General features: G+C 53.0%; 19 protein-coding genes, 1 tRNA gene and 1 pseudogene. 13 read left to right on the top strand and 8 right to left on the bottom strand.

Annotated elements, in window-relative coordinates; translation table 11 throughout:
- Positions 1-49 precede the first annotated feature (49 nt).
- A pseudogene (yicI, locus tag ACOTXL_RS11220) lies at positions 50-2,368 on the bottom strand (alpha-xylosidase).
- 12 nt (positions 2,369-2,380) lie between these two features.
- Positions 2,381-3,772: a glycoside-pentoside-hexuronide family transporter gene (locus ACOTXL_RS11215; RefSeq protein WP_015570055.1), complete on the bottom strand. Its 1,392-nt coding sequence runs from the start codon at positions 3,770-3,772 to the stop codon at positions 2,381-2,383.
- 287 nt (positions 3,773-4,059) lie between these two features.
- On the opposite strand from ACOTXL_RS11215, the gene ACOTXL_RS11210 reads away from it, so the two are divergent.
- From ACOTXL_RS11210 to ACOTXL_RS11195, 4 genes are all read left to right on the top strand, one after another.
- A tRNA-Sec gene (locus ACOTXL_RS11210) sits at positions 4,060-4,154 on the top strand.
- A gap of 149 nt (positions 4,155-4,303) precedes the next feature.
- Positions 4,304-4,501 (top strand): hypothetical protein, encoded by a 198-nt coding sequence (locus tag ACOTXL_RS11205; protein ID WP_045350360.1) that lies wholly within the window; start codon positions 4,304-4,306, stop codon positions 4,499-4,501.
- 81 nt (positions 4,502-4,582) lie between these two features.
- The gene (locus tag ACOTXL_RS11200) at positions 4,583-5,668 is read left to right on the top strand and encodes a hypothetical protein (RefSeq protein WP_228041291.1); all 1,086 of its coding nucleotides are present in this window, start codon (positions 4,583-4,585) and stop codon (positions 5,666-5,668) included.
- The gene (locus tag ACOTXL_RS11195; protein WP_208194722.1) at positions 5,668-6,162 is read left to right on the top strand and encodes a deaminase; all 495 of its coding nucleotides are present in this window, start codon (positions 5,668-5,670) and stop codon (positions 6,160-6,162) included. The genes ACOTXL_RS11200 and ACOTXL_RS11195 overlap by 1 nt, the downstream gene beginning before the upstream one ends.
- A 102-nt stretch (positions 6,163-6,264) precedes the next feature.
- Here ACOTXL_RS11195 and ACOTXL_RS11190 read toward each other — a convergent pair whose 3' ends face one another.
- The gene (locus ACOTXL_RS11190; RefSeq protein ID WP_072050212.1) at positions 6,265-6,456 is read right to left on the bottom strand and encodes a toxin-antitoxin system HicB family antitoxin; all 192 of its coding nucleotides are present in this window, start codon (positions 6,454-6,456) and stop codon (positions 6,265-6,267) included.
- Positions 6,457-6,592: 136 nt separating this feature from the next.
- Between ACOTXL_RS11190 and ACOTXL_RS11185 the strand changes: the two genes are divergently transcribed.
- Together ACOTXL_RS11185 and ACOTXL_RS11180 are read left to right on the top strand one after the other, a co-directional pair.
- Complete coding sequence (locus tag ACOTXL_RS11185) at positions 6,593-6,934, top strand: SymE family type I addiction module toxin (protein WP_045350361.1); 342 nt, start codon at positions 6,593-6,595, stop codon at positions 6,932-6,934.
- A gap of 50 nt (positions 6,935-6,984) precedes the next feature.
- Complete coding sequence (locus ACOTXL_RS11180; RefSeq protein WP_045350362.1) at positions 6,985-8,022, top strand: virulence RhuM family protein; 1,038 nt, start codon at positions 6,985-6,987, stop codon at positions 8,020-8,022.
- On the opposite strand, the gene ACOTXL_RS11175 is transcribed toward ACOTXL_RS11180, so the two are convergent.
- The 4 genes from ACOTXL_RS11175 to ACOTXL_RS11160 form a co-directional block, all read right to left on the bottom strand.
- On the bottom strand, positions 8,012-8,467 hold the full coding sequence (locus ACOTXL_RS11175) for a GNAT family N-acetyltransferase (protein WP_045350363.1): 456 nt from the start codon (positions 8,465-8,467) through the stop codon (positions 8,012-8,014). The two genes, ACOTXL_RS11180 and ACOTXL_RS11175, sit on opposite strands and share 11 nt — an antisense overlap.
- 48 nt (positions 8,468-8,515) lie before the next feature.
- A complete protein-coding gene (locus ACOTXL_RS11170) occupies positions 8,516-9,286 on the bottom strand; it encodes a GlxA family transcriptional regulator (protein WP_263740538.1) in 771 nt (256 codons plus the stop codon).
- 353 nt (positions 9,287-9,639) lie between these two features.
- Positions 9,640-10,119 carry a hypothetical protein gene (locus ACOTXL_RS11165; RefSeq protein WP_045350364.1) on the bottom strand — a complete coding sequence of 160 codons (480 nt, stop codon included), beginning with the start codon at positions 10,117-10,119 and terminating at the stop codon, positions 9,640-9,642.
- Position 10,120: 1 nt separating this feature from the next.
- A complete protein-coding gene (locus ACOTXL_RS11160) occupies positions 10,121-10,909 on the bottom strand; it encodes a winged helix-turn-helix domain-containing protein (protein WP_022650133.1) in 789 nt (262 codons plus the stop codon).
- 834 nt (positions 10,910-11,743) lie between these two features.
- Here ACOTXL_RS11160 and ACOTXL_RS11155 point away from each other — a divergent pair.
- From ACOTXL_RS11155 to ACOTXL_RS11130, 6 genes are read left to right on the top strand one after another with little or no spacing between them, the layout of a single operon-like run.
- A complete protein-coding gene (locus tag ACOTXL_RS11155; RefSeq protein WP_045350365.1) occupies positions 11,744-12,346 on the top strand; it encodes a helix-turn-helix domain-containing protein in 603 nt (200 codons plus the stop codon).
- Positions 12,347-12,398: 52 nt separating this feature from the next.
- Complete coding sequence (locus ACOTXL_RS11150) at positions 12,399-12,983, top strand: fimbrial protein (RefSeq protein ID WP_023315123.1); 585 nt, start codon at positions 12,399-12,401, stop codon at positions 12,981-12,983.
- A gap of 53 nt (positions 12,984-13,036) precedes the next feature.
- Positions 13,037-13,714: a fimbrial biogenesis chaperone gene (locus ACOTXL_RS11145; RefSeq protein ID WP_045350366.1), complete on the top strand. Its 678-nt coding sequence runs from the start codon at positions 13,037-13,039 to the stop codon at positions 13,712-13,714.
- 23 nt (positions 13,715-13,737) lie between these two features.
- Positions 13,738-16,263: a fimbria/pilus outer membrane usher protein gene (locus tag ACOTXL_RS11140; protein WP_045332979.1), complete on the top strand. Its 2,526-nt coding sequence runs from the start codon at positions 13,738-13,740 to the stop codon at positions 16,261-16,263.
- Positions 16,254-16,772: a fimbrial protein gene (locus ACOTXL_RS11135; RefSeq protein WP_022650129.1), complete on the top strand. Its 519-nt coding sequence runs from the start codon at positions 16,254-16,256 to the stop codon at positions 16,770-16,772. The genes ACOTXL_RS11140 and ACOTXL_RS11135 overlap by 10 nt, the downstream gene beginning before the upstream one ends.
- Complete coding sequence (locus ACOTXL_RS11130; RefSeq protein ID WP_022650128.1) at positions 16,772-17,779, top strand: fimbrial protein; 1,008 nt, start codon at positions 16,772-16,774, stop codon at positions 17,777-17,779. Before ACOTXL_RS11135 ends, ACOTXL_RS11130 begins: the two co-directional genes overlap by 1 nt.
- Position 17,780: 1 nt before the next feature.
- Here the strand turns inward: ACOTXL_RS11130 and ACOTXL_RS11125 are convergent, their stop codons facing one another.
- Positions 17,781-18,305, bottom strand: coding sequence for a lipocalin family protein (locus ACOTXL_RS11125; RefSeq protein WP_003860954.1), 525 nt, complete (start codon positions 18,303-18,305; stop codon positions 17,781-17,783).
- 117 nt (positions 18,306-18,422) lie between these two features.
- Between ACOTXL_RS11125 and ACOTXL_RS11120 the strand changes: the two genes are divergently transcribed.
- Complete coding sequence (locus ACOTXL_RS11120) at positions 18,423-19,148, top strand: MerR family transcriptional regulator (RefSeq protein WP_022650127.1); 726 nt, start codon at positions 18,423-18,425, stop codon at positions 19,146-19,148.
- Positions 19,149-19,245 lie beyond the last annotated feature (97 nt).

Below are 19,245 nucleotides of genomic sequence, written 5' to 3'. Positions count from 1 at the left end.
GATCTCATGTAGGCCCGGTAAGCTAAGCGCCACCGGGCATTTTTCCAGCTCAGAGGTGAACCACCACCTCATCCCCCTCGGCTTTCACCACCACACCCCACTCGCTGCCCGCATGTGAACCGCCTTTTACGCCGCCGACCTTCTGCACGTTGCGCAAGCACACCGACCAGTTTTGCGCATCTCCCGTGCCGGTAAAGGTCACGACGTCGCCCTGACGTGACGCCTTCAGCGTAAACAACACGGAACCGTCCGCCGCAGGCACTTCACTCACCGCCGTTGCGCCATCGCTCAGGTTGAAGAGCTGGAAGGCTGTCCCCTCATGCCACGCATAGTCCGGCTTCTGGTTATTATTGCCGAGCGCCAGCAGCGTGTTGTCGCGCACATAGACCGGCAGGCTCTGGAAATCGTGCTGCTGCTTATGCCAGCGGCTACCCTCGATTTCGTCGTTGTGCCACAGGTGCGTCCAGCGCCCTTCCGGCAGCCAGAACTGCACGTCGCCCGCCTCGGAGAACACCGGCGCCACCATCATTGAATCCCCCAGCATGTACTGACGGTCAAGATAGTCACACGCCGGATCGTCCGGGAACTCCAGCATCATCGCCCGCAGCATCGGCGTGCCGAACTCACGCGCCAGAGCCGCCTGACGATACAGGTACGGCATCAGCTGGCATTTCAGCTGCGTGAAGTGGCGCACCACGTCGCAGGACTCGTCATCGTACGCCCACGGCACGCGGTAGGATTTGCTGCCGTGCAGGCGGCTGTGGCTGGAGAACAGCCCGAACGCGCACCAGCGTTTGTAGACGTGCGCCGGAGCGGTGTTTTCGAACCCGCCGATATCGTGGCTCCAGAACCCGAAGCCGGACAGGCCAATCGACAGCCCGCCGCGCAGGCTTTCGGCCATCGATTCATAGTTGGCGTAGCAGTCGCCGCCCCAGTGTACCGGGAACTGTTGCGCACCCACGGACGCGGAGCGGGCAAACAGCACCGCCTCTTCTTCTCCCACCGTCTCTTTCAGCACGTTCCACACCAGCTCGTTATAGATGTAGGCGTAATGGTTGTGCATCTTCTGCGGATCGGAACCGTCGAACCACTGGACGTCCGTCGGGATACGCTCGCCGAAATCGGTCTTGAAGCAGTCGACTCCGATCTCCACCAGGCCTTTCAACTTGTCGGCGTACCACCGGCACGCGTCCGGGTTGGTGAAGTCGTAGATCGCCAGCCCCGGCTGCCATTTGTCCCACTGCCACAGGGAGCCGTCCGGGCGCTTCAGCAGGTAGCCCTTCTCTTTCAGCTCGCGGAAAATCGGGGATTTCTGGCCGATGTACGGGTTAATCCACACGCAGACCTTCAGCCCTTTCTCTTTCAGGCGGCGGATCATCCCTTCCGGATCGGGGAAGGTCACCGGGTCCCACTCGAAGTCGCACCACTGGAAGGCCTTCATCCAGAAGCAGTCGAAGTGGAAGACGTGCAGCGGCAGGTCGCGCTCGGCCATGCCGTCGATAAAGCTGTTCACCGTCGCTTCATCGTAGTTGGTGGTGAAGGAGGTGGTCAGCCACAGGCCGAACGACCACGCAGGCGGCAGCGCCGGGCGGCCAGTGAAGCGGGTATAGCGGTTCAGCACTTCTTTCGGCGTCGGGCCGTCGATCACAAAGTAGTCGAGATATTCCCCTTCCACGCTGAACTGCACTTTGGACACTTTCTCGGAGCCGACTTCAAACGAGACGTTTTCCGGGTGATTCACCAGCACGCCGTAGCCGCGGTTGGTCAGGTAGAACGGGATATTTTTGTAGGACTGCTCGGTGCTGGTGCCCCCGTCGCGGTTCCAGGTTTCGACCGTCTGACCGTTGCGCACCAGGGCGGTGAAGCGCTCGCCCAGGCCGTAGACCGTTTCCCCCACGCCCAGATCCAGACGTTCAAACACATAGTTGCGATCGGTATTGCTGTCCTGTACGTAGCCGTTGTTTTTCAGCTGGCTGCCGGTAATGCGCTGGCCGTTGCGCAGGAAATCCAGCGCCCAGAACTCGCCTTTGGTGACGCGCACGCTGACGCTGCCGCTTTTCAGCTCGGCAAACTCGGCGTTGTTTTCAATCTCTACCTTCACGTCTTTCAGAACGTTCAGCGGATAGTGCGGGCCTTTATTCAGCGCGCCCTGGAAGTGCTCAATGCGCACCCCGACAATCCCTTACTGCGGGGCAAACAGGCGCACCGTGAACATCAACGTGTCGAGCTGCCAGGTGCGTTCGCGCACGTCACGCGGCGCGACATACACCACCAGGTCATTGCCCTGCTGCTCCACGTCGAACACCTGAACCGGATACGTCACGTTCAGGCCCGGTTGAATAAGCCAGTTTCCATCACTGATTTTCATGCTTTCGTCCTCTTAGTTCTGCAATTCTTTACTGACCGGCAGGTTTTCAAACTCCTGCTGATTGCGGCGCGCACCCTGCGCCAGCTCGCGCAGGATTTTGGTCAGGAAGGGGGTTTTCAGCGTGTAGTAGCGTTTGGCGATGATGGCGCTCAGCACGTAGCAGATCGCTGGTGCCAGCGTAAACAGGCCGATAATGATACTGATGGTCGCGCTGTTCTGGGTTTTGGCCGCCGCGTCGTAGCCGCCGCCTGCCAGCATCCAGCCGATCATCGCCCCGCCCAGCGCCAGGCCGAGCTTCAGCACGAACAGCGTGCCCGCAAAGCTGATGCCGGTCAGACGTTTGCCGTTAGTCCATTCGCCGTAGTCGACGGTATCGGACATCATGACCCACTGAATCGGCGTCACCAGCTGATGCAGCACGCCGATAACGAAGATGAAGCCGAACATCAGCACGGTGGCATGCATCGGCACGAAGAACATCGCCACGCTGACCACCGCCAGCGCGGCGTTGGTCCACCAGAAGATGCTCACCTTGCACTTCCAGTCGGTGAGCGGTTTCGCCAGCGCGGAGCCGATCAGGTTACCGACGCAGTAGGTGGTGAGGAAGGCGACGAACACCTCCGGCGAGCCCATGATCCAGGTGCAGTAGTACATCATCGCGCCGCCGCGCACGCAGACGGCGAGGATGTTGAGGATGGTGAGCACGCCGACGATACGCCACTGGTCGTTTTGCCAGATGTCGCGCAGATCTTCCCGCATGGAGGTGGTGCTCGGCGGCACCTGGATGCGCTCTTTGGTGGTGAAGAAGCAGAACGCCAGCATCAGGAACGCGACCACCGACAGCACGGCGATCCCGCCCTGGAAGCCGAACGCTTTATCGTCGCCGCCAATCAGGTTCACCAGCGGCATCATCAGCACCGTAGAGAGCATGCCGCCCGCCGTCGCCAGCACAAAGCGCCAGGACTGGAGGGAGATACGCTGCGTCGGGTCGTTGGTGATCACGCCGCCCAGCGCGCAGTACGGGATGTTGACCACGGTATAGAGCAGGGTCAGCAGCGTGTAGGTGATGGCGGCGTAAACCATTTTGCCGTTGAGGCTCAGGTCCGGCGTGGTGTAGGCCAGCACGCAGACGATGCCGAACGGAATGGCGCCGAACAAAATCCACGGACGGAACTTGCCCCAGCGGCTGCGGGTGCGGTCGGCAATCAGGCCCATGCACGGGTCGGAGATCGCATCCAGCGCGCGGGCCAGCAGGAACATGGTGCCGACAAACCCGGCGGGAATACCAAAAATATCGGTGTAGAAAAACATCATATAAAGCATGACGTTATCAAAAATGATATGGCTGGCGGCGTCTCCCATGCCGTAGCCAATCTTCTCTTTTACTGACAGGACTTCGCTCATATTTTTATCCTTCACGCTGTAGGGGGCGCTGAGACCGGTTACCGTTTTTTAAACCATTGTTTCAGGGGCGGGTATTGCGTTTTCTGGTTAAGAGATTACGTTTCTTGTTTTTTGTGATCGGGATAAAAGTTGGTGAGCACGAAATGCTAACCTGAGGATTTTCTTAAGAATTAGCTGAAACAGGGGGATTCAGGTCAAAAGAGAGGTGAAAAAAGTGGTGTGGGGTATGTGGTAAATGCCTGAAAGTAGCTATAATGCGCCCCGCCTCCATGTAGCAATGCAGGCGCGGAAGATCGTCATCTCCGGTGAGGTGGCTGGACTTCAAATCCAGTTGGGGGCGCCAGCGTTCCCGGGCAGGTTCGACTCCTGTGATCTTCCGCCAAAATAAATTCAACCCTCAAAACCTCAAAACTTTACTAAGTTGCTTTTCTTTGCTATAGAAAAGTTGTCTTGATGTGCTCAAGATACTGGCGATAGTTTTTTTAGGATGTATAATTTCGCGCGAAATTTACTATAACGATGGATTAGAGTATGGGCATACTATTGACAATGGCGAACGATGACGTTTATGACATGAATCATCTCGATGACACTGTTGCCCGTGGCTTCAATACCTCTCACTCATCGCATCAATGCTCAGTCATCGACTTTGAAGTTGAGCTTAAAAAGAAAGATTACATTGAGGCAATGGAAAGGATTGCAGCTGCTGAAGATGAATTTGATTGGTAAAACCAATCAAACTTGAAAGCCACTCTCTGAGTGGTTTTTTTATATTTAACCAGCAATTCAGAACTCTTATGAGGATATTACATGGCTGAACCCGCTGAAGTTATTATTATATCGAATGCAAACGACAGTGATGTTTATGAACAGGACAACCGTAGAATTGATGAAAAAATAAAAGATAGAAGATCACAAGAATTAATTATAGGTTTATGTGGGGCAATAGGTTCTGGGGTAAAAAAACTTAAAGATTCTGTTATAAGCGAATTAAAAGGGGTGGGCTATAAAGTATGCCACATTAGACTTAGCGATTTAATAGCAGATACGCAAGGTGATAAAGCCAGAGAAATAAAATCACTAACTGGTTTTGAAAGATATAAAGTATTGCAGGACCTAGGAGATCAACTTAGAAATACAGATAAAAATAATATGACAGTCGTAGCTGAGATGGCTATTAGAGAGATTGTCACTTTACGTAATGCAGAGTTTAAAGATGAAACAACTAAAGGTGGCTTAGCTAAAACGAAAAAAAAGGTAGCTTACGTCATAGATCAGCTCAAAAACCCGGCCGAGGTTGAATTATTCAGAACAGTCTACCGAAATAACTTTTATCTCATTGGTCTATTAAGAAATAAAGAAGAAAGAGTCCAAAACCTTCGCGATGAACCTATGTCATTAGAACAAGCAAATATTCTGATGGAAAGAGATAGAAGCAGTAAAGATGTTAATGGCAAATCGGTAGATTCAGGACAACAAGTTGAAAAAACACTTTATTTAGCGGACTACTTCATAAAAAACATTGATCAAGTAGCAGATATAAATGCTTCCGTAGGTCGTTTTTTAAAGTTAATACATGGCGTTGGAAATCTAACGCCCACTCATGATGAGACCGGTATATTTACTGCTCATTCCGCATCGTTTCGTTCGGCATGTTTATCTAGGCAAGTCGGTTCTTGTATAATGGATGATAACGGGAATATATTGGCTACAGGATGCAATGACGTACCAAAAGCAGGGGGAGGACTTTATACTTCTAATACGAATACTGATATGCGTTGTTATAACCGTTCTACTTGTTTTAACGATAAGCATAAAGACATCCTTTGTAAGGAAATTGAAGTACTTCTCAACAAGCTAAATGTTGAATCATCAGCTACAATTGCAAAAAAATAATGTCTGAAACTAAAGCAAAATCTATTATAGAATATTCTAGAGCAATTCATGCTGAAATGGATTCCATTATGGCATTAGCTAGAAATACAAACATAAGCTCTGTAGACAAAATAATGTATTGTACGACATTCCCTTGTCATAATTGCGCTAGACATATTGTGGCCGCAGGGATCAAGAAAGTTATTTATATTGAGCCTTATGAAAAGAGTCTTGCATTAGACTTACACAATGATGCAATCACTCAATCAGATACCGAGAGCACCCAAAAAGTAATATTCTGCAACTTTGAAGGCGTATCGCCTTCTCGGTACGAGTCATTTTTCAAAATAAGTAGAATAAGAAAAGAAGAAGGCAAAATCAAGAACTATGAAATAACCAACTCTCCACATGTTGACCCTATATATTTGGATAGTTATATTTCTTATGAAACAAGAATCTCTAAAGAGGTAACAAGCAAGTTGGGTAAACAATCTATTCCTGATTTTGATAAATAAAATTAAGATACCTACAACAGGATCGCGCTCTCAGCGGTTCTGTTGGTAATTTTCATCATATATAATTAAAATGCTAGATTAATTTAAACAACATCTCCGCAATTATTTATGCGAAAATTCACTTAATCTTAACAACTCTTTTCTACCCAAACTTTTCAGCCAGTTCCCTAAACTCATCCCTTCATTTTTTGCTGCTTCCTCAAACTGCGCCTTCAATTCCGGCGTAATACGAATCTGAAACGTCGGTGCTTTGCCGGATTTAGATTTGTTAGGGTCGCGTTTAGCTGTTGACATGTACGTACCTAAAAGAGCAAAATATCATCATCGAGGTACGTACCTTAACATACGAAAACCTCACATTGAAACGCCCTCGCCAAGTACTCGCAATACCGGACGAGAGCTAACCTCACCAACTATCAAGGAGTTGATTATGGCTGATTCGCATTCTACCCCAGACACCGACCAATCCGGAACCGAGCGTTCGTTAATTGTGGGATACCGCCCGAATGTTTTCGACAAATCTACGCCGAAAATCATCCTTTCCGGCAAGTGGCTGCGCGCGGCGGGGTTTGATACCGGACAGCAGGTCACGGTAAAGGTCATGAAAGGATGCATCGTTCTGGTGGCGTATAACGAGCAGGAGCAGAGGTTGCAGGATGATTATAAACGGACGAAAGCAAAGCTTATTGAGATAGAGAAAGCGCTTGCAGCGATCCAAATTCCACATGCTGGAAAGCGCCTCGCAAAATCAAATACAAACCACCTGGCTTAGCGGCTGTTTCTGGCATACTACCTGCCTGGTGCATTAGATGTGGAGGCGACATGGCAGATAAAGACGTAATCCAATCCCCGGCAGGCGAATTTGTTATGTTTGCCAGTGATGATGGAACGGTTCGCATCACATGTCGCTTTGAACATGAAACACTCTGGCTGTCGCAAGCAGCCATTGCGTCTCTTTACCAGGTCACCCCTCAAGCTATTACTCAGCATATTAAAGCTATTTACGAAGAAGGTGAGCTTGAACAAAAAGCAACTTGTAAGGCTTACTTACAAGTTCAGCAAGAAGGTCAGCGCAAGGTCAATCGCAACACACTTCACTATAGCCTGCCCGTCATTCTCGCCATCGGCTATCGCGTCCGATCCACGCGAGGTACACAGTTCCGCCAGTGGGCCACCCAAACGCTACAGGAATACCTGGTTAAAGGCTTCGTTATGGACGACGAGCGCCTGAAAAATCCGCCTGTGGGATCTTCCGCCGTACCTGACTATTTCGATGAAATGCTGGAACGCATTCGCGATATACGAGCCAGCGAACGCCGGGTCTATCTTCGCGTGAGGGAGATTTTCGCATTAGCCGCTGACTATCAGCCGTCGCTCAAAGAAACCACGCAATTCTTTCAGACCATCCAGAATAAACTGCATTTTGCCTGCACTGGGCACACCGCTGCTGAGTTGATTCACCAACGTGCGGACGCCACTCAACCGCATATGGGGTTGACCAGCTATAAAGGCGAAGAAGTCCGTAAAAGCGATGTCACCACCGCAAAAAATTATCTGTCTCAGGATGAGGTGAGCGAGCTTAATCGCGTCGTTAATATGTGGCTCGATTTTGCCGAAGATCAGGCCAAACGCCGCAAGCAGGTATTTTTACGAGACTGGCAAACCAAGCTCGATCAGTTCCTGCAATTCAACGACCGGGACGTTTTAGAAGGCGCAGGAAAAATCAGCAAGAAAGCGGCTGATGAAAAGGCGTGCTCAGAATACATTGAGTTTGAAAAAAAGCAGCGCCTGCTGAAAGAGGCCGAAGGTGAGAAAGATATTGTCGGCTTATTAAAATGGGATAAGCAGGCTAAGCGCTAATCCCGGTATTTCTGCTCAGCTTCATATGCAACAGCGGAAACGGATTCCCCTGCCCGTCCAGTGCCGAGCGCCCGACCTGCTCAAACCCCATATGACGATAAAACGCCACCCCCTGCGGATTCTGCTCGTTCACATCCACTTCATTTACGCCGAATTCTGCGATGGCATATTGCAGCAGCATTTTCCCGATACCCCTCCCCCGGCTCGCATCATCCACAAACAGCATTTCAATGCGATTTTTATCCACGCCCAAAAAGCCGTGAATAATACCCACGTCATCCCGGGCAATCACAACCCTGAGATTAGGCAAATATGCGTTGAGCAATAACGGACGCAGCGCCGCGATATCGCTTTCCTGCAAAAAGCGGTGCGTGGCGCGAACTGACGACTCCCAGACTGCGACGAGGCGTTCAAATTGCGAGGGGTGTGCGGCTTCTATTTTCATGGTGATATTCCGGTTGAGTAAAGTTTCAGGGCAGCAATGTAATGATATTCAGCTCTGCGACGTGCGCCACACGCCAGGCGTACAACCATACTCCGTCTGGAAATGACGAATAAAGTGCGCGCAGTCGCTGAATCCCATCCGCTGCGCAATATCCGTCACGCTTTGCTGTGAGTTCTTCAGCAGCCAGCAAGCATAGCGCAGCCTGGCGCTGCGGATAAATTCGCGGGCCGTTTTGCCGAATTCTGCGTGGAACAGGCGGTTGAGCTGGCGTTCACTCAATGCCACTTCTCGCGCAAGCCCGGCGGTGGTGAGCGGCCGGGTCAGGAACTGTTCAATCAGCATGACGGCGCGGCGCAACCGCGAGTCAGGGATAAGCGCAAGATTCGCCGGACGTGGGGTGGCAATTTCATGCGGAACGAGCGACAAACGCTGGCAGGTGGTGCTGGCGATATCATCCCCGGCATGGGCGCGGATAAGCTCAGTTGCCAGCGTCAGGGTGGAAATACCGCCCGGGCAGGTCAGCACATCGCCATCGTCGATGAAATCATACCCTTGCTCAGCATAAACCAGCGGGAAAGCCTGCCGAAATGCATCAAGGTGGAAAGGATGGATGGACGCTCGTCGTTCATTCAGCAATCCTTCCTGTGCGAGGACAAAACTGCCGGTGCCAATGCCAATGAGCGGAACCCCGGCATGGTGGGCATGTGCCAGATACGCTTTATCCCCCTGATACCCTAAGTCCAGATACTGCAATTCACCGCCGATAACAGCAAGGTAGTTAAAACTGTCCGGCGGCGCATGGGTGGAATCCGGTCTCATGATAATCCCCGCATTGCTGATAATCGGGATATCAGGAAATTCACTTATCAGGCTGATTTTAAATGCTAATTTATCCTGAGCTTTCGCTGCATAACGCAGCGCCTCCAGCAATCCGGAGACGGCCAGGAGTGAATAACGGGGCCATAATATCAACCCAATATGCAGACACTTTTCCGGTACTGATTTCCCCCTATCGGAGGAGTCAAATACACTTTTCATTTGCTTGCCAAATTTAAAATTAATTACATTATCGCAACATGATCTGTCGCACTTTATATTTCTAAGATATTCCTGATATTTTAAATCAAGCATAAATGAGAAGGGAGGAAAATATAATGTTTTTCTCGTTTATATCATTCTTTTTTTGAACCACGACACACATATGTCGGTAATGTTCCTAAGGTAAAGATATAGTTACCATTATGTTGTTCATTGATCCGCATATAAATACTCTTGCCCGGATAGACAAAAAATTGCGGTTCATATTTTTCCAGCCAGCTGTCGTCAACATTATCGTCCGGGAACGTCATATTTTTTTCTGACGTCAGCAAATAGAGATGATCTTGCCTCTCCACCCGAAAGGAAATTTTCCTGTCGATGGTTTTACCCGGATCGCTCTTTGCCCGGCCATTCATGCTCAGGGTGCCGAATTTCCCGTCGAAGGTGTAATTCAGCCAGACCGTCAGCGTCTCATCCGGATGGTGCTGGACCAGATTAGCCTTGCATGAAAAAGGCTGAACGTAAGTTCGGTGCCACAGGTAATAGCCCGTCAGCACGCCTGCGGTGACGAGGCCCGTCACGATGATATACAGCATCTGCCGAAAACGAGTCATGCTAGCTATCCTTCAGGAAATAATCAGATATACAGCGGTTCGGTTCTTTCATTGGCCGGTCGCAGCGAATAACCGACGCACGAGGAAGCAGAGCGTACCAGCTGATGTAAACCCAGGGATATTGCGCGCATTCAGCCTTGAATTGTTCCACATAGGTCAGCGCGGAAGCGCGTTCAGCGTGAGTCTGAATGTCGTTCGCAAGATAAACGCGACAGGCTCCGACGGATGCCGCAAAACGGTAATCCTCAACAAAACGGTTTTCTGTGGCGTTCATATATCCCGTCACGCCTGCCCCGGCCAGGACGATCAATAGCCCCATGACAACAGCCAGCCAGCGCGTGGGCTTCCTGGCAACGGGCGTTGCTGGCGCGGAGGATGCAGAGACCTCCTCGATCGCTGGCGCCTCCACACATTGTTCCTCTGCGGGTTGAGGCGCGACAGGTGAAGACTCTCTGACGGTTATTTGCGTGTCGCTTGCCAGCGTCAACCCAATCCGCGGAATGGTAACGATAGGGTCAGTTTCAAAACCAATCTTTTTGAGCCCTTTGCGCAGGATGGAGATGTTCTGGTAATAGGTATTGGAGGAGACAAGCATGCCGCGGCTTTGCCAGACAATATCAAGGAACTCTTGCTGAGTGACAATCGACCCCGCTCTGTCGATTAATAACAACAGGCATCGGCCTGCTGGCGAATTTAACACAACCACACGGTCAGGATTGTTGATATCACGTAACGTGCTGGCCGCAGGATGAAATTCGACGATATTATTTATAATGTAATGCTTATGCATAGGGGCAGTATGAATTCTCCGGTTAACAGATGTTGAACCTGGGTCACCGCATGTATGGGATGACATTCACGTCGGGATTAATGTGACTGATTAACGGCATGCTGTATATCTTCGCCATTGGCGAAAAATCTTAATTTATATTTCATCCCTTAAGCTTCACTGAACCTGCATAAGAACTCAACCCTTGTAGAATGCGGCTTGCAGAGCCACTTCATCCGCGATCATCCTCATTCTGATGTTTTGTGAAGTGAATTTCCGCTCCACAGAAGTATCTCACTACCGGCAGCATCTCATTTATCAGAGCCTCACCTTTTGGCGCACTCCTCGCCTCTTGACATTGACAAATACCTACATAAAAAAACATTGTACGCCACGGACATGCGTGTCTGAAATATTCAGCACCCTTAAGCCTTAACTTTTCTCAACCAGAACAATATCAATAACTTATATGGTTTTTGTATGCTTTTCAGCCACCGTTCTATCAGTTTTTATCGATGATAACATTCGTAAATTGTTATTCCCCGTCAGCAACTTCACACCCGCACTGACACCAGACGACAAACTCCTTACAAAACATTTATCAAAGCTAAATTTTCATTAAAAATAGAAGCTATCATAATTTACAGAAAGCGAAGCGGAATAAGACCAATCAGAGGGAAGCGTCGTAACCGGTCTCGATCTTAGTAATTAATACAATTTTAGATTAATTCAGATTACCTCTTTATTGGCCGACGTATAGTAGGCCTACACTATGCAATACGTCATTGCTTCGAGAATACTGGCGATAACCTTATAAATAATTCGCCTGTTTACTATTATAAATCGAGGAATAACATGACGAACAATAGCCAAATAACACAGCATATAACTGTTGCACTGATGGGCGGCGATCATTATGCAAGAAACGGCATTAAAACATTATTAAGCAGCATCCGCGACGACCTTCACATCATTATCATCGAAGGAGGTTATCAGGAACTGGATAAGGCGCTGTCGTCGATTCGTGTCGATATCTTATTTATATCTGGCGCAGAGAAATACCATACAGGGTATGACTCACTGAAATATTTAAAAAAAATCAAAGCCACGCAGCCTGAAGTGATGATCTGCCTGTACTCAACCTCTGCCCATTCCCTGTTATGGGTCCGGGAAGATATTGATGCCTATATCTCGCTACAGAACACGGTTTATCAGTGGCGGATAAAGCTAGCAAAAATGGTCGATAGCCATTATCGGCCCCAAAAGCAGCCAGCGGCGTTATCGCTGACGCCTGGAGAAAGGAGGGTATTAAAGGAACTCAGGAACGGACTGGATATACGTTACATCGCAGAACTGGAGAAACTTTCTTATCGCCGCGTGAGCGCCTTAAAAAGCTCAGCGATAAGGAAACTCGGGCTCAGGAATAAGACAGATTTGCTGGTCTTTTTAACCAGTTAGACCTGCCGCTTTCAGAGCAAATCTCGTAATAAAAAAATCAAGGAATTATGAAATGAAAGCACGCCTTACTTGCCATTCTCTGCTGGCATTAAGCATTGCCGCCCTGCTGCCAGCGGGCTCAGCACTGGCAGCCACCACCAGCGGCGGCACGGTTAACTTCAGCGGTAAAGTGGTGACCTCCGCCTGTGCCATCAGCGCCGGTAGCGCCAATATCGACGTCGACATGGGGGAAGTGCGTACCGCCACGCTGGCTGCCGCAGGCAGTGAAGCCAGTACCGCAAAAGCCTTCTCCATCACCCTGGAAGATTGCGAAATCGCCGATACCTCCGCGTCCACGGAAAATAACCCCATCGCCGCAACGACCGTGGCTATCACCTTCACCGGTACGCCGGACAGTACCGATGTCAATAGCCTGGCCGCGGGAGTAAACGGCGGCGCGGGCTCGGCGCAGCATGTCGCTATCCGTCTTTATGACGAACAGGGCAACGTCGTCAGGCTGGGTGAGCCGGCAGCAGCGATCCCCCTGCGTGCGGGGGCGAACACCCTGAACTTCAGCGCGAAATATTACTCCCCACTGGGCAACGCCACGGCGGGTGATGCCAGCGCGGTCGCCACCTACACCGTGACCTATTCGTAATCTTCAGGCCCGGTCTGCTGGCCGGGTCTGACTCAGCTTTCAGGAGACGCACTATGCGCGTAAACACATGGATTTGTCTGGCTGGCACGTTATGTTCATCCGCCGTGTATGCAGGCGGCGTGGGGTTAGGCGCAACGCGGCTGATCTACACCGGCGCGGCTACGCAGACGATGATGCAGGTAAGAAATACCCACCCTGATGCCACGTTCCTGATCCAGTCATGGATGGAAGACGAGAAAGGGAGCCGTACCAACGACTTCGTCATCACGCCGCCGCTGTACGTCATGAAGCCCGCCAGCGAAAGCGCGGTGAAAATCATGTTCAGCGGTGACGCCCTGCCAGCCGATCGCGAGACGCTGTACTGGATGACGGTCAAAGCTATCCCACAGCAGGTTAAAAACGGTTCCGGCAATTCGCTGCAATTCGCCTCTGCCAACCGCATCAAGGTCTTTTATCGCCCGGAGCGGCTCAGGGAAGGTGCAGGGGAGGCATGGAAAAACCTTGCCGGCGCCTACCGCGCGGGCAAGGTCACGCTGACCAACCCAACGCCGTATTACCTCACCACCATTAACGTGAAAATTGATGGCAGGCCGGTATCGCCCGTCATGGTACCGCCGAAAGCCAGCGTGACGCTGGCAGACACCTTCAGCCATGCGAGCAGCATGAGCTACCAGACGATTAACGATTATGGGGCCTGGACGCCCGTCACCCGCACGTCATTGTCCCAATAATAAAAACAGTAAGGCGTGACCACATGAAAATTAAAATCCTGTGCGCCACGGCGATCGCCCTGGTGATTCGGCAAGCCGTGGCTGCCGAAAGCGAGCTGCAATTTAATCCTGCGTTTCTCAACGGCGAGCGCGCCAACAGCGCCGATCTCGCCTGGGTCAACGCCGGGAGCGCGTTGCCGCCGGGCGAGTACAATCTTAACGTGTATATCAATACCCAGTTCGCGTTCACAGGTAACGTCACGTTTCGCGTCGCTGAAAGCACCGCCGGTGAAGCCCTGCCGTGCCTTACGCCTGCACAATTCGCCGCACTTGGCATCGACAGCCGTCAGGCTAAAGGGGGTGAGCTGCCGCCTGCGCAGCGCTGCATTTTTTTAACCCAGTCATTCGCCGATACCCGGTTTGATTTTGACCAGAGGACGCTTACCCTCAACTTCACCGTACCGCAAAGCGCGATGCGCGCTCTGCCGCGCGGATACGTCAGCCCGGAGAGCTGGGAGTCCGGCATCCCTGCCGCGTGGCTGAACTATGTGGTCAATGGCGCGAATAATGACTACCGGGGCGAGACGCGCACGCGGGAACAACAGCTGTTTGTGAGCCTGAACAGCGGCGCCAACCTGGGCGCATGGCGGCTGCGTGATTTCACCACGTGGACCAAAGAGAGTAACGAGCTCACCCACGTCCAGACCTGGCTACAGCGGGATATCCGCGCCCTGCGTGCCCAGGTTTATGCCGGTGAAACGTTCACCTCCTCGCAGGTGTTTGACGCCGTTGGCCTGCGTGGGATTGCCCTGAAGACCGATGACAATATGTTGCCCGCCAGCCTGAGCGGTTACGCGCCTGAAGTGCGCGGCATCGCGCGCAGCAATGCCACGGTGACGGTTCGCCAGAACGGTAACGTCATCTATCAAACCTCCGTTCCGCCGGGGGCGTTTGTGCTGAAAGATCTCTATCCGACCTCTTCCGGCGGCGATCTCGCGGTCACCATTCAGGAGAGCGACGGTAGCCAGACGCAATACACCCTGCCCTTTGCCAGCGTGCCGAATCTGGTGCGTAACGGTCAGGTCAAATATGCTCTGGGTGCGGGGAAATACCGCCCTGCGGGCAATCAGATCTCGCCCTCCTTCGCGCAGGGCGAGCTGTTCCTGGGCTGGCGATACGGCCTCACGTTTTATGGCGGGGCGCAGTTTTCCGATCGCTACACCGGCCTGGCCTTCGGGATCGGGCAGAATCTCGGCCGCTTTGGCGCCTACTCTCTCGACCTCACCCATGCCCGCAGCCAGCTGGCTGATAACCAGCACTACACCGGTGATTCGGTGCGCCTGCGGTACAGCAAGCTGCTGAACGATATCGGGACGCGGGTCAATTTCTTCTCGCTGCGTTACTCAACGGCAGGGTTTTATACTCTCAGCGATACCACTTACAAAGGCATGGCGGGCGGAGCGCCAGAACAGACCGTGGAAGACGATGGCACCGTCACCACTCACTACGACACGGTTTACAACCTGCATATGTCGCGTAAGGCAAAAAATCAGCTGCTGTTGTCGCAGCCGATGGGCGAATACGGCGCGCTGTCGCTGTCCTGGGATCAACAAACCTACTGGAATACGTCAAAAACCACGCAAAGTTTGCAGTTCGCGTGGAACGCGACGTTTCGTAACCTGTCGCTTGGCATCAGCGCCCAGCGTAGCTCTGGCCTGTACGACAACAAGAAAGACAATATCCTCGCGTTGTCCCTGTCGGTGCCGCTGGGTAACCCGGCGCTGTCGACCCGTCTCCGTTTTACCGCTACCCATGCGGATCCCGCTGGCACCACCGCCAGTACCGGTGTCAGTGGTTATCTGCCGGGGCAGGAGAATCTTTTCTATAGCGTCAACCAGCGCTACAGCGCGCAGCAGCACTACGGCGGCGATGCCGCGCTGCAATACGAGGGCGCGTGGGGAGACTATAACCTGGGCTACAGCTACGCCGGTGACTCCCGCAACCTCAGCTACGGGATGAGCGGCGGAGCGGTGCTGCATGAGGATGGTCTGACGCTGAGCCAGCCGCTCGGGAACACCAATATTCTGGTGAAAGCCCCGGGCGCCAGCCATGTCGCCGTGCTCAACCACAAGGGCATCAAAACCGACAGCCGGGGCTATGCGGTGATCCCGTACGCCACGCCGTATCGCGTTAATCAGGTTGCGCTGGATGTCACCACCGTGGGCAATGACGTGGAACTTGAGAACGCCATCGCCAATAAAATTCCCACCGACGGGGCACTGGTTCGCGCCACCCTCACCACGCGTCAGGGAGCAAAAGCGATGTTTATCGTACGTCACGCTAAAGACGTGCTCCCCTTCGGCACGCTGGTCTCGTCAGAGGATGACAAAGCCAGCGGTATCGTCGGCGACGGCGGCAGCGTGTATCTGACCGGCCTGTCAGCGCAGGGAACCTTGCATGCCGTATGGGGACGCGACAGCGCCCAGCGCTGCACGATCCGCTATGCGTTGAACCCGCAGAATTATCACGCCCGCACCGGGCTTTATTCCCAGGAGGCCATATGTCAGTAACCGTCCGTTTCCTCCCCCTGATCCTGCTGATGGTCATCACCGTCCCCGCGCGCGGCTATGACGTGCTGGTTTCCGTGACCGGCAACGTGATCGGCAATACCTGCATTGTCTCGGAAGATTCGAAGGAGCAAAACGTGCCGCTGGGCACCCTCGGCGTGAAGCAATTTAGCGAGGCGGGGGCGGTCAGCAATATCAAAACGCCCTTCACGCTCACCCTTGAAGCGTGCGGCCCCACCTTTGCTGGCGTGAAAATCCGCTTCAGCGGTACGCCGGATGACGAAAACCCGCAGCTTCTGAAAGTCGCTGACGGTGGCGCGACCGGCGTGGCAGTGCAGATTCTGGATAAAGACAGCGTACTTATCCCGCTGGACACCCAAACCGCTGCTTACGGCGCGGCGGGGGATGACAGCGTAAAAATGACCTTCTATGCGCGACTGGCCGCCACGGGTGCGCCGGTCAATGCCGGAGACGTTTCGGCAGTGGCGACCTGGACGACGGAGTATCAATAATGCGTTTACTGTTTTTAGCCCTGTTTTTTATGTCCTCTCAGGCACTTGCCCTCTCCTGGACATCGGATATCACCCTTTCGCCAACACCCATGTCATGGTCCGGCCCGGCAGACTCCATCGTGCCTGGAAAGACGATCGGCTCTGAATGGAGCGCCTCTGCGAGCGTCTCGGAAGTGTTCTGGTGCGGCCTGGTATTTACCTGCTCCAAAGGGACGCTGGAGCCGAGCAGCAGTATAACCGCCACCGGCATCACGGTTATTCTTGATGGCGCAAATTACATGGTATTTGAAACGGGCGTGCCCGGCATCGGCTTCATTCTTGGGCTCAAAGATTATAACGGCACCACCTATGTGCCGATGCAGACGGGCATTACGCAGAGCTATCCGGCCGATGGGACTAACGGTTACGCCACCGCACTGGGCTGGTCGGCAAAAGTGACGTTTATCAAGACCGGCGTTCCGCTGAAATCCGGCGTATACCAGACCCCGACCATTAACGCGGCGATCCTGACGGCCTATAACAACGAAGTGAAAACCGCGCAGGTGATCATCAACCCCACCACCATCACGGTGACGGCAAGCGGCTGCACGGTAGGCACAAAAAGCGCCAACGTCGACCTGGGCACCATTGATGTTCACACGCTGCCCAGCGTAGGCAGCACCTCGCCGTCGGGGGAGTTTAACGTCAGCCTGACCTGCGATGAGAACGTGGCGGTTAACGCAGTGATGACCGATCAGACCACACCGTCAAATATCTCGTCGGTCGTGACGCTGACCGGGGACTCCACGGCCTCCGGCATTGGCGTGCAGTTTTTCTATAACGGTACCGGGCCGCTGATGATGGGGCCAGACAGCTCGGCCGCAGGCACGACGGGACAGTTTTTCATCCAGACCACCAGCGCAGCACAAACGCTATCCCTGCCGTTCCAGGCGCAGTACATCCGAACCGGAGACCTGGTCCCCGGCTCGGCCAATGCCCTGGCAAGCATCACCTTTTCGTATCAGTAGGTTAGTGCTTCACCCACACCAGCTGATCGACCCGGAAGCCCAGACCGCGTGCGGTGTTCAGGTAGTCCTGTTTTACCGCATCCGGAATGGTCGGGGTGCGCGATAAAATCCACAGGTAGTCACGGTTCGGGCCGCTGACCAGCGCGTACTGGTACTTATCGTCCAGCTTGATCACGTTATAGCCGCCGTAGAACGGGCCGAAGAACGATACCTTCAGCGCAGCCGTAGTCGGTTCGCCGGTAAAGTACGCCTTTCCTTCGCTCTCATTCCATTTGTTCTTCACCGGATCATAGCCGCGGTTCAGTACGCTGATACCGCCATCGCTGCGCTTGCCGTACGTCGCGGTGACCTGTTCCAGACCGCGCTCAAAGCGGTTTTCCAGTCGGGCGACTTCATACCATTTGCCGAGATAGCGGCTGGCATCAAAGCCGGTAATGGGCTGCACGCCTTTCGGCGGCGTGGGAGATTTACAGGCAACCAGAGTCAGCGCAATGGCGACACCGGTAACTACAGGCCATAGCCTCATGAGAACTCCTTTCATTTACGCGGTTGGACGTTAAGTGTAGCGCACCCGTGCGGCGCTTCATCCCGTCGGGGAATATTCGTAGTATATTGAGACAACTCCTTCTCTTCGGATGCAGACATGGCTTACTCCATCGGCGAATTCGCCAGACTCAGCGGCATCACCGCCACCACGCTGCGGGCGTGGCAGCGACGCTATGGCTTGCTCAAACCCGAGCGTACGGACGGCGGTCACCGCCTGTACAGCGATGAGGACGTTCAGCAGGCGCTGAAAATCCTCGACTGGGTAAAAAAAGGCGTACCCATCGGTCAGGTTAAATCACTGCTGGAACGCCCTGCGCCGCGCCGCGCCAATAACTGGCAAACCCTGCAACAGGCCATGATGCAAAAGTTGCAGGAGGGGAAAATTGAATCCCTGCGTCAGATGATTTACGACGCCGGACGCGAATACCCAAGGCCAGAGCTGGTCACTAACGTGCTGCGTCCGTTGCGCAGCCAGATATCGGCCAACGTCGCCGCCGCCATGACGCTGCGTGAGATCCTCGACGGCATCCTCATCGCCTATACCTCGTTTTGCCTTGAGGGCGATAAAAAAGCGCCGGGCGATAACGTTCTCATCAGCGGCTGGTACCTCAACGACCCGTGTGAAATCTGGCTCGAAGCGTTAACGCGCACCGGCCAGGGCCACCGCATCGACATCCTGCCGGTTCCCCCTGCCGCGCTGGCCCCGGAAATTTTCCCGGATCGCAAATGGCTGCTGGTCACCAGCGGCAAACTCACCGCCGCGCGGAAAAAGCAGGTTGCGCAGTGGCAGCAGCAGGTTTCCCTTGAGGTAATTATCCTCTGATTATTTTCTGCTGTGGCAATCTTCACGAAAAGTTGAATATTTTTTCGCGCAGCGAGTGCTAACGTTTTCCTGTCACCGACAACTCAACAGGAAAACA

This window comes from Enterobacter cloacae complex sp. IR5402 (assembly GCF_049238125.1).
In the GTDB taxonomy this organism is placed as follows: domain Bacteria; phylum Pseudomonadota; class Gammaproteobacteria; order Enterobacterales; family Enterobacteriaceae; genus Enterobacter; species Enterobacter hormaechei_C.
Note: the sequence above shows the minus strand (reverse complement) of the source record. Positions and strands in the feature narration are given on the sequence as shown.

Bases quoted from the DNA above. Each gene is read 5' to 3' on its own strand.
- ACOTXL_RS11215 (WP_015570055.1), bottom strand. From the start codon at position 3,772: ATGAGCGAAGTCCTGTCAGTAAAAGAGAAGATTGGCTACGGCATGGGA.
- ACOTXL_RS11205 (WP_045350360.1), top strand. From the start codon at position 4,304: ATGGGCATACTATTGACAATGGCGAACGATGACGTTTATGACATGAAT.
- ACOTXL_RS11200 (WP_228041291.1), top strand. From the start codon at position 4,583: ATGGCTGAACCCGCTGAAGTTATTATTATATCGAATGCAAACGACAGT.
- ACOTXL_RS11195 (WP_208194722.1), top strand. From the start codon at position 5,668: ATGTCTGAAACTAAAGCAAAATCTATTATAGAATATTCTAGAGCAATT.
- ACOTXL_RS11190 (WP_072050212.1), bottom strand. From the start codon at position 6,456: ATGTCAACAGCTAAACGCGACCCTAACAAATCTAAATCCGGCAAAGCA.
- ACOTXL_RS11185 (WP_045350361.1), top strand. From the start codon at position 6,593: ATGGCTGATTCGCATTCTACCCCAGACACCGACCAATCCGGAACCGAG.
- ACOTXL_RS11180 (WP_045350362.1), top strand. From the start codon at position 6,985: ATGGCAGATAAAGACGTAATCCAATCCCCGGCAGGCGAATTTGTTATG.
- ACOTXL_RS11175 (WP_045350363.1), bottom strand. From the start codon at position 8,467: ATGAAAATAGAAGCCGCACACCCCTCGCAATTTGAACGCCTCGTCGCA.
- ACOTXL_RS11170 (WP_263740538.1), bottom strand. From the start codon at position 9,286: ATGAGACCGGATTCCACCCATGCGCCGCCGGACAGTTTTAACTACCTT.
- ACOTXL_RS11165 (WP_045350364.1), bottom strand. From the start codon at position 10,119: ATGACTCGTTTTCGGCAGATGCTGTATATCATCGTGACGGGCCTCGTC.
- ACOTXL_RS11160 (WP_022650133.1), bottom strand. From the start codon at position 10,909: ATGCATAAGCATTACATTATAAATAATATCGTCGAATTTCATCCTGCG.
- ACOTXL_RS11155 (WP_045350365.1), top strand. From the start codon at position 11,744: ATGACGAACAATAGCCAAATAACACAGCATATAACTGTTGCACTGATG.
- ACOTXL_RS11150 (WP_023315123.1), top strand. From the start codon at position 12,399: ATGAAAGCACGCCTTACTTGCCATTCTCTGCTGGCATTAAGCATTGCC.
- ACOTXL_RS11145 (WP_045350366.1), top strand. From the start codon at position 13,037: ATGCGCGTAAACACATGGATTTGTCTGGCTGGCACGTTATGTTCATCC.
- ACOTXL_RS11140 (WP_045332979.1), top strand. From the start codon at position 13,738: ATGAAAATTAAAATCCTGTGCGCCACGGCGATCGCCCTGGTGATTCGG.
- ACOTXL_RS11135 (WP_022650129.1), top strand. From the start codon at position 16,254: ATGTCAGTAACCGTCCGTTTCCTCCCCCTGATCCTGCTGATGGTCATC.
- ACOTXL_RS11130 (WP_022650128.1), top strand. From the start codon at position 16,772: ATGCGTTTACTGTTTTTAGCCCTGTTTTTTATGTCCTCTCAGGCACTT.
- ACOTXL_RS11125 (WP_003860954.1), bottom strand. From the start codon at position 18,305: ATGAGGCTATGGCCTGTAGTTACCGGTGTCGCCATTGCGCTGACTCTG.
- ACOTXL_RS11120 (WP_022650127.1), top strand. From the start codon at position 18,423: ATGGCTTACTCCATCGGCGAATTCGCCAGACTCAGCGGCATCACCGCC.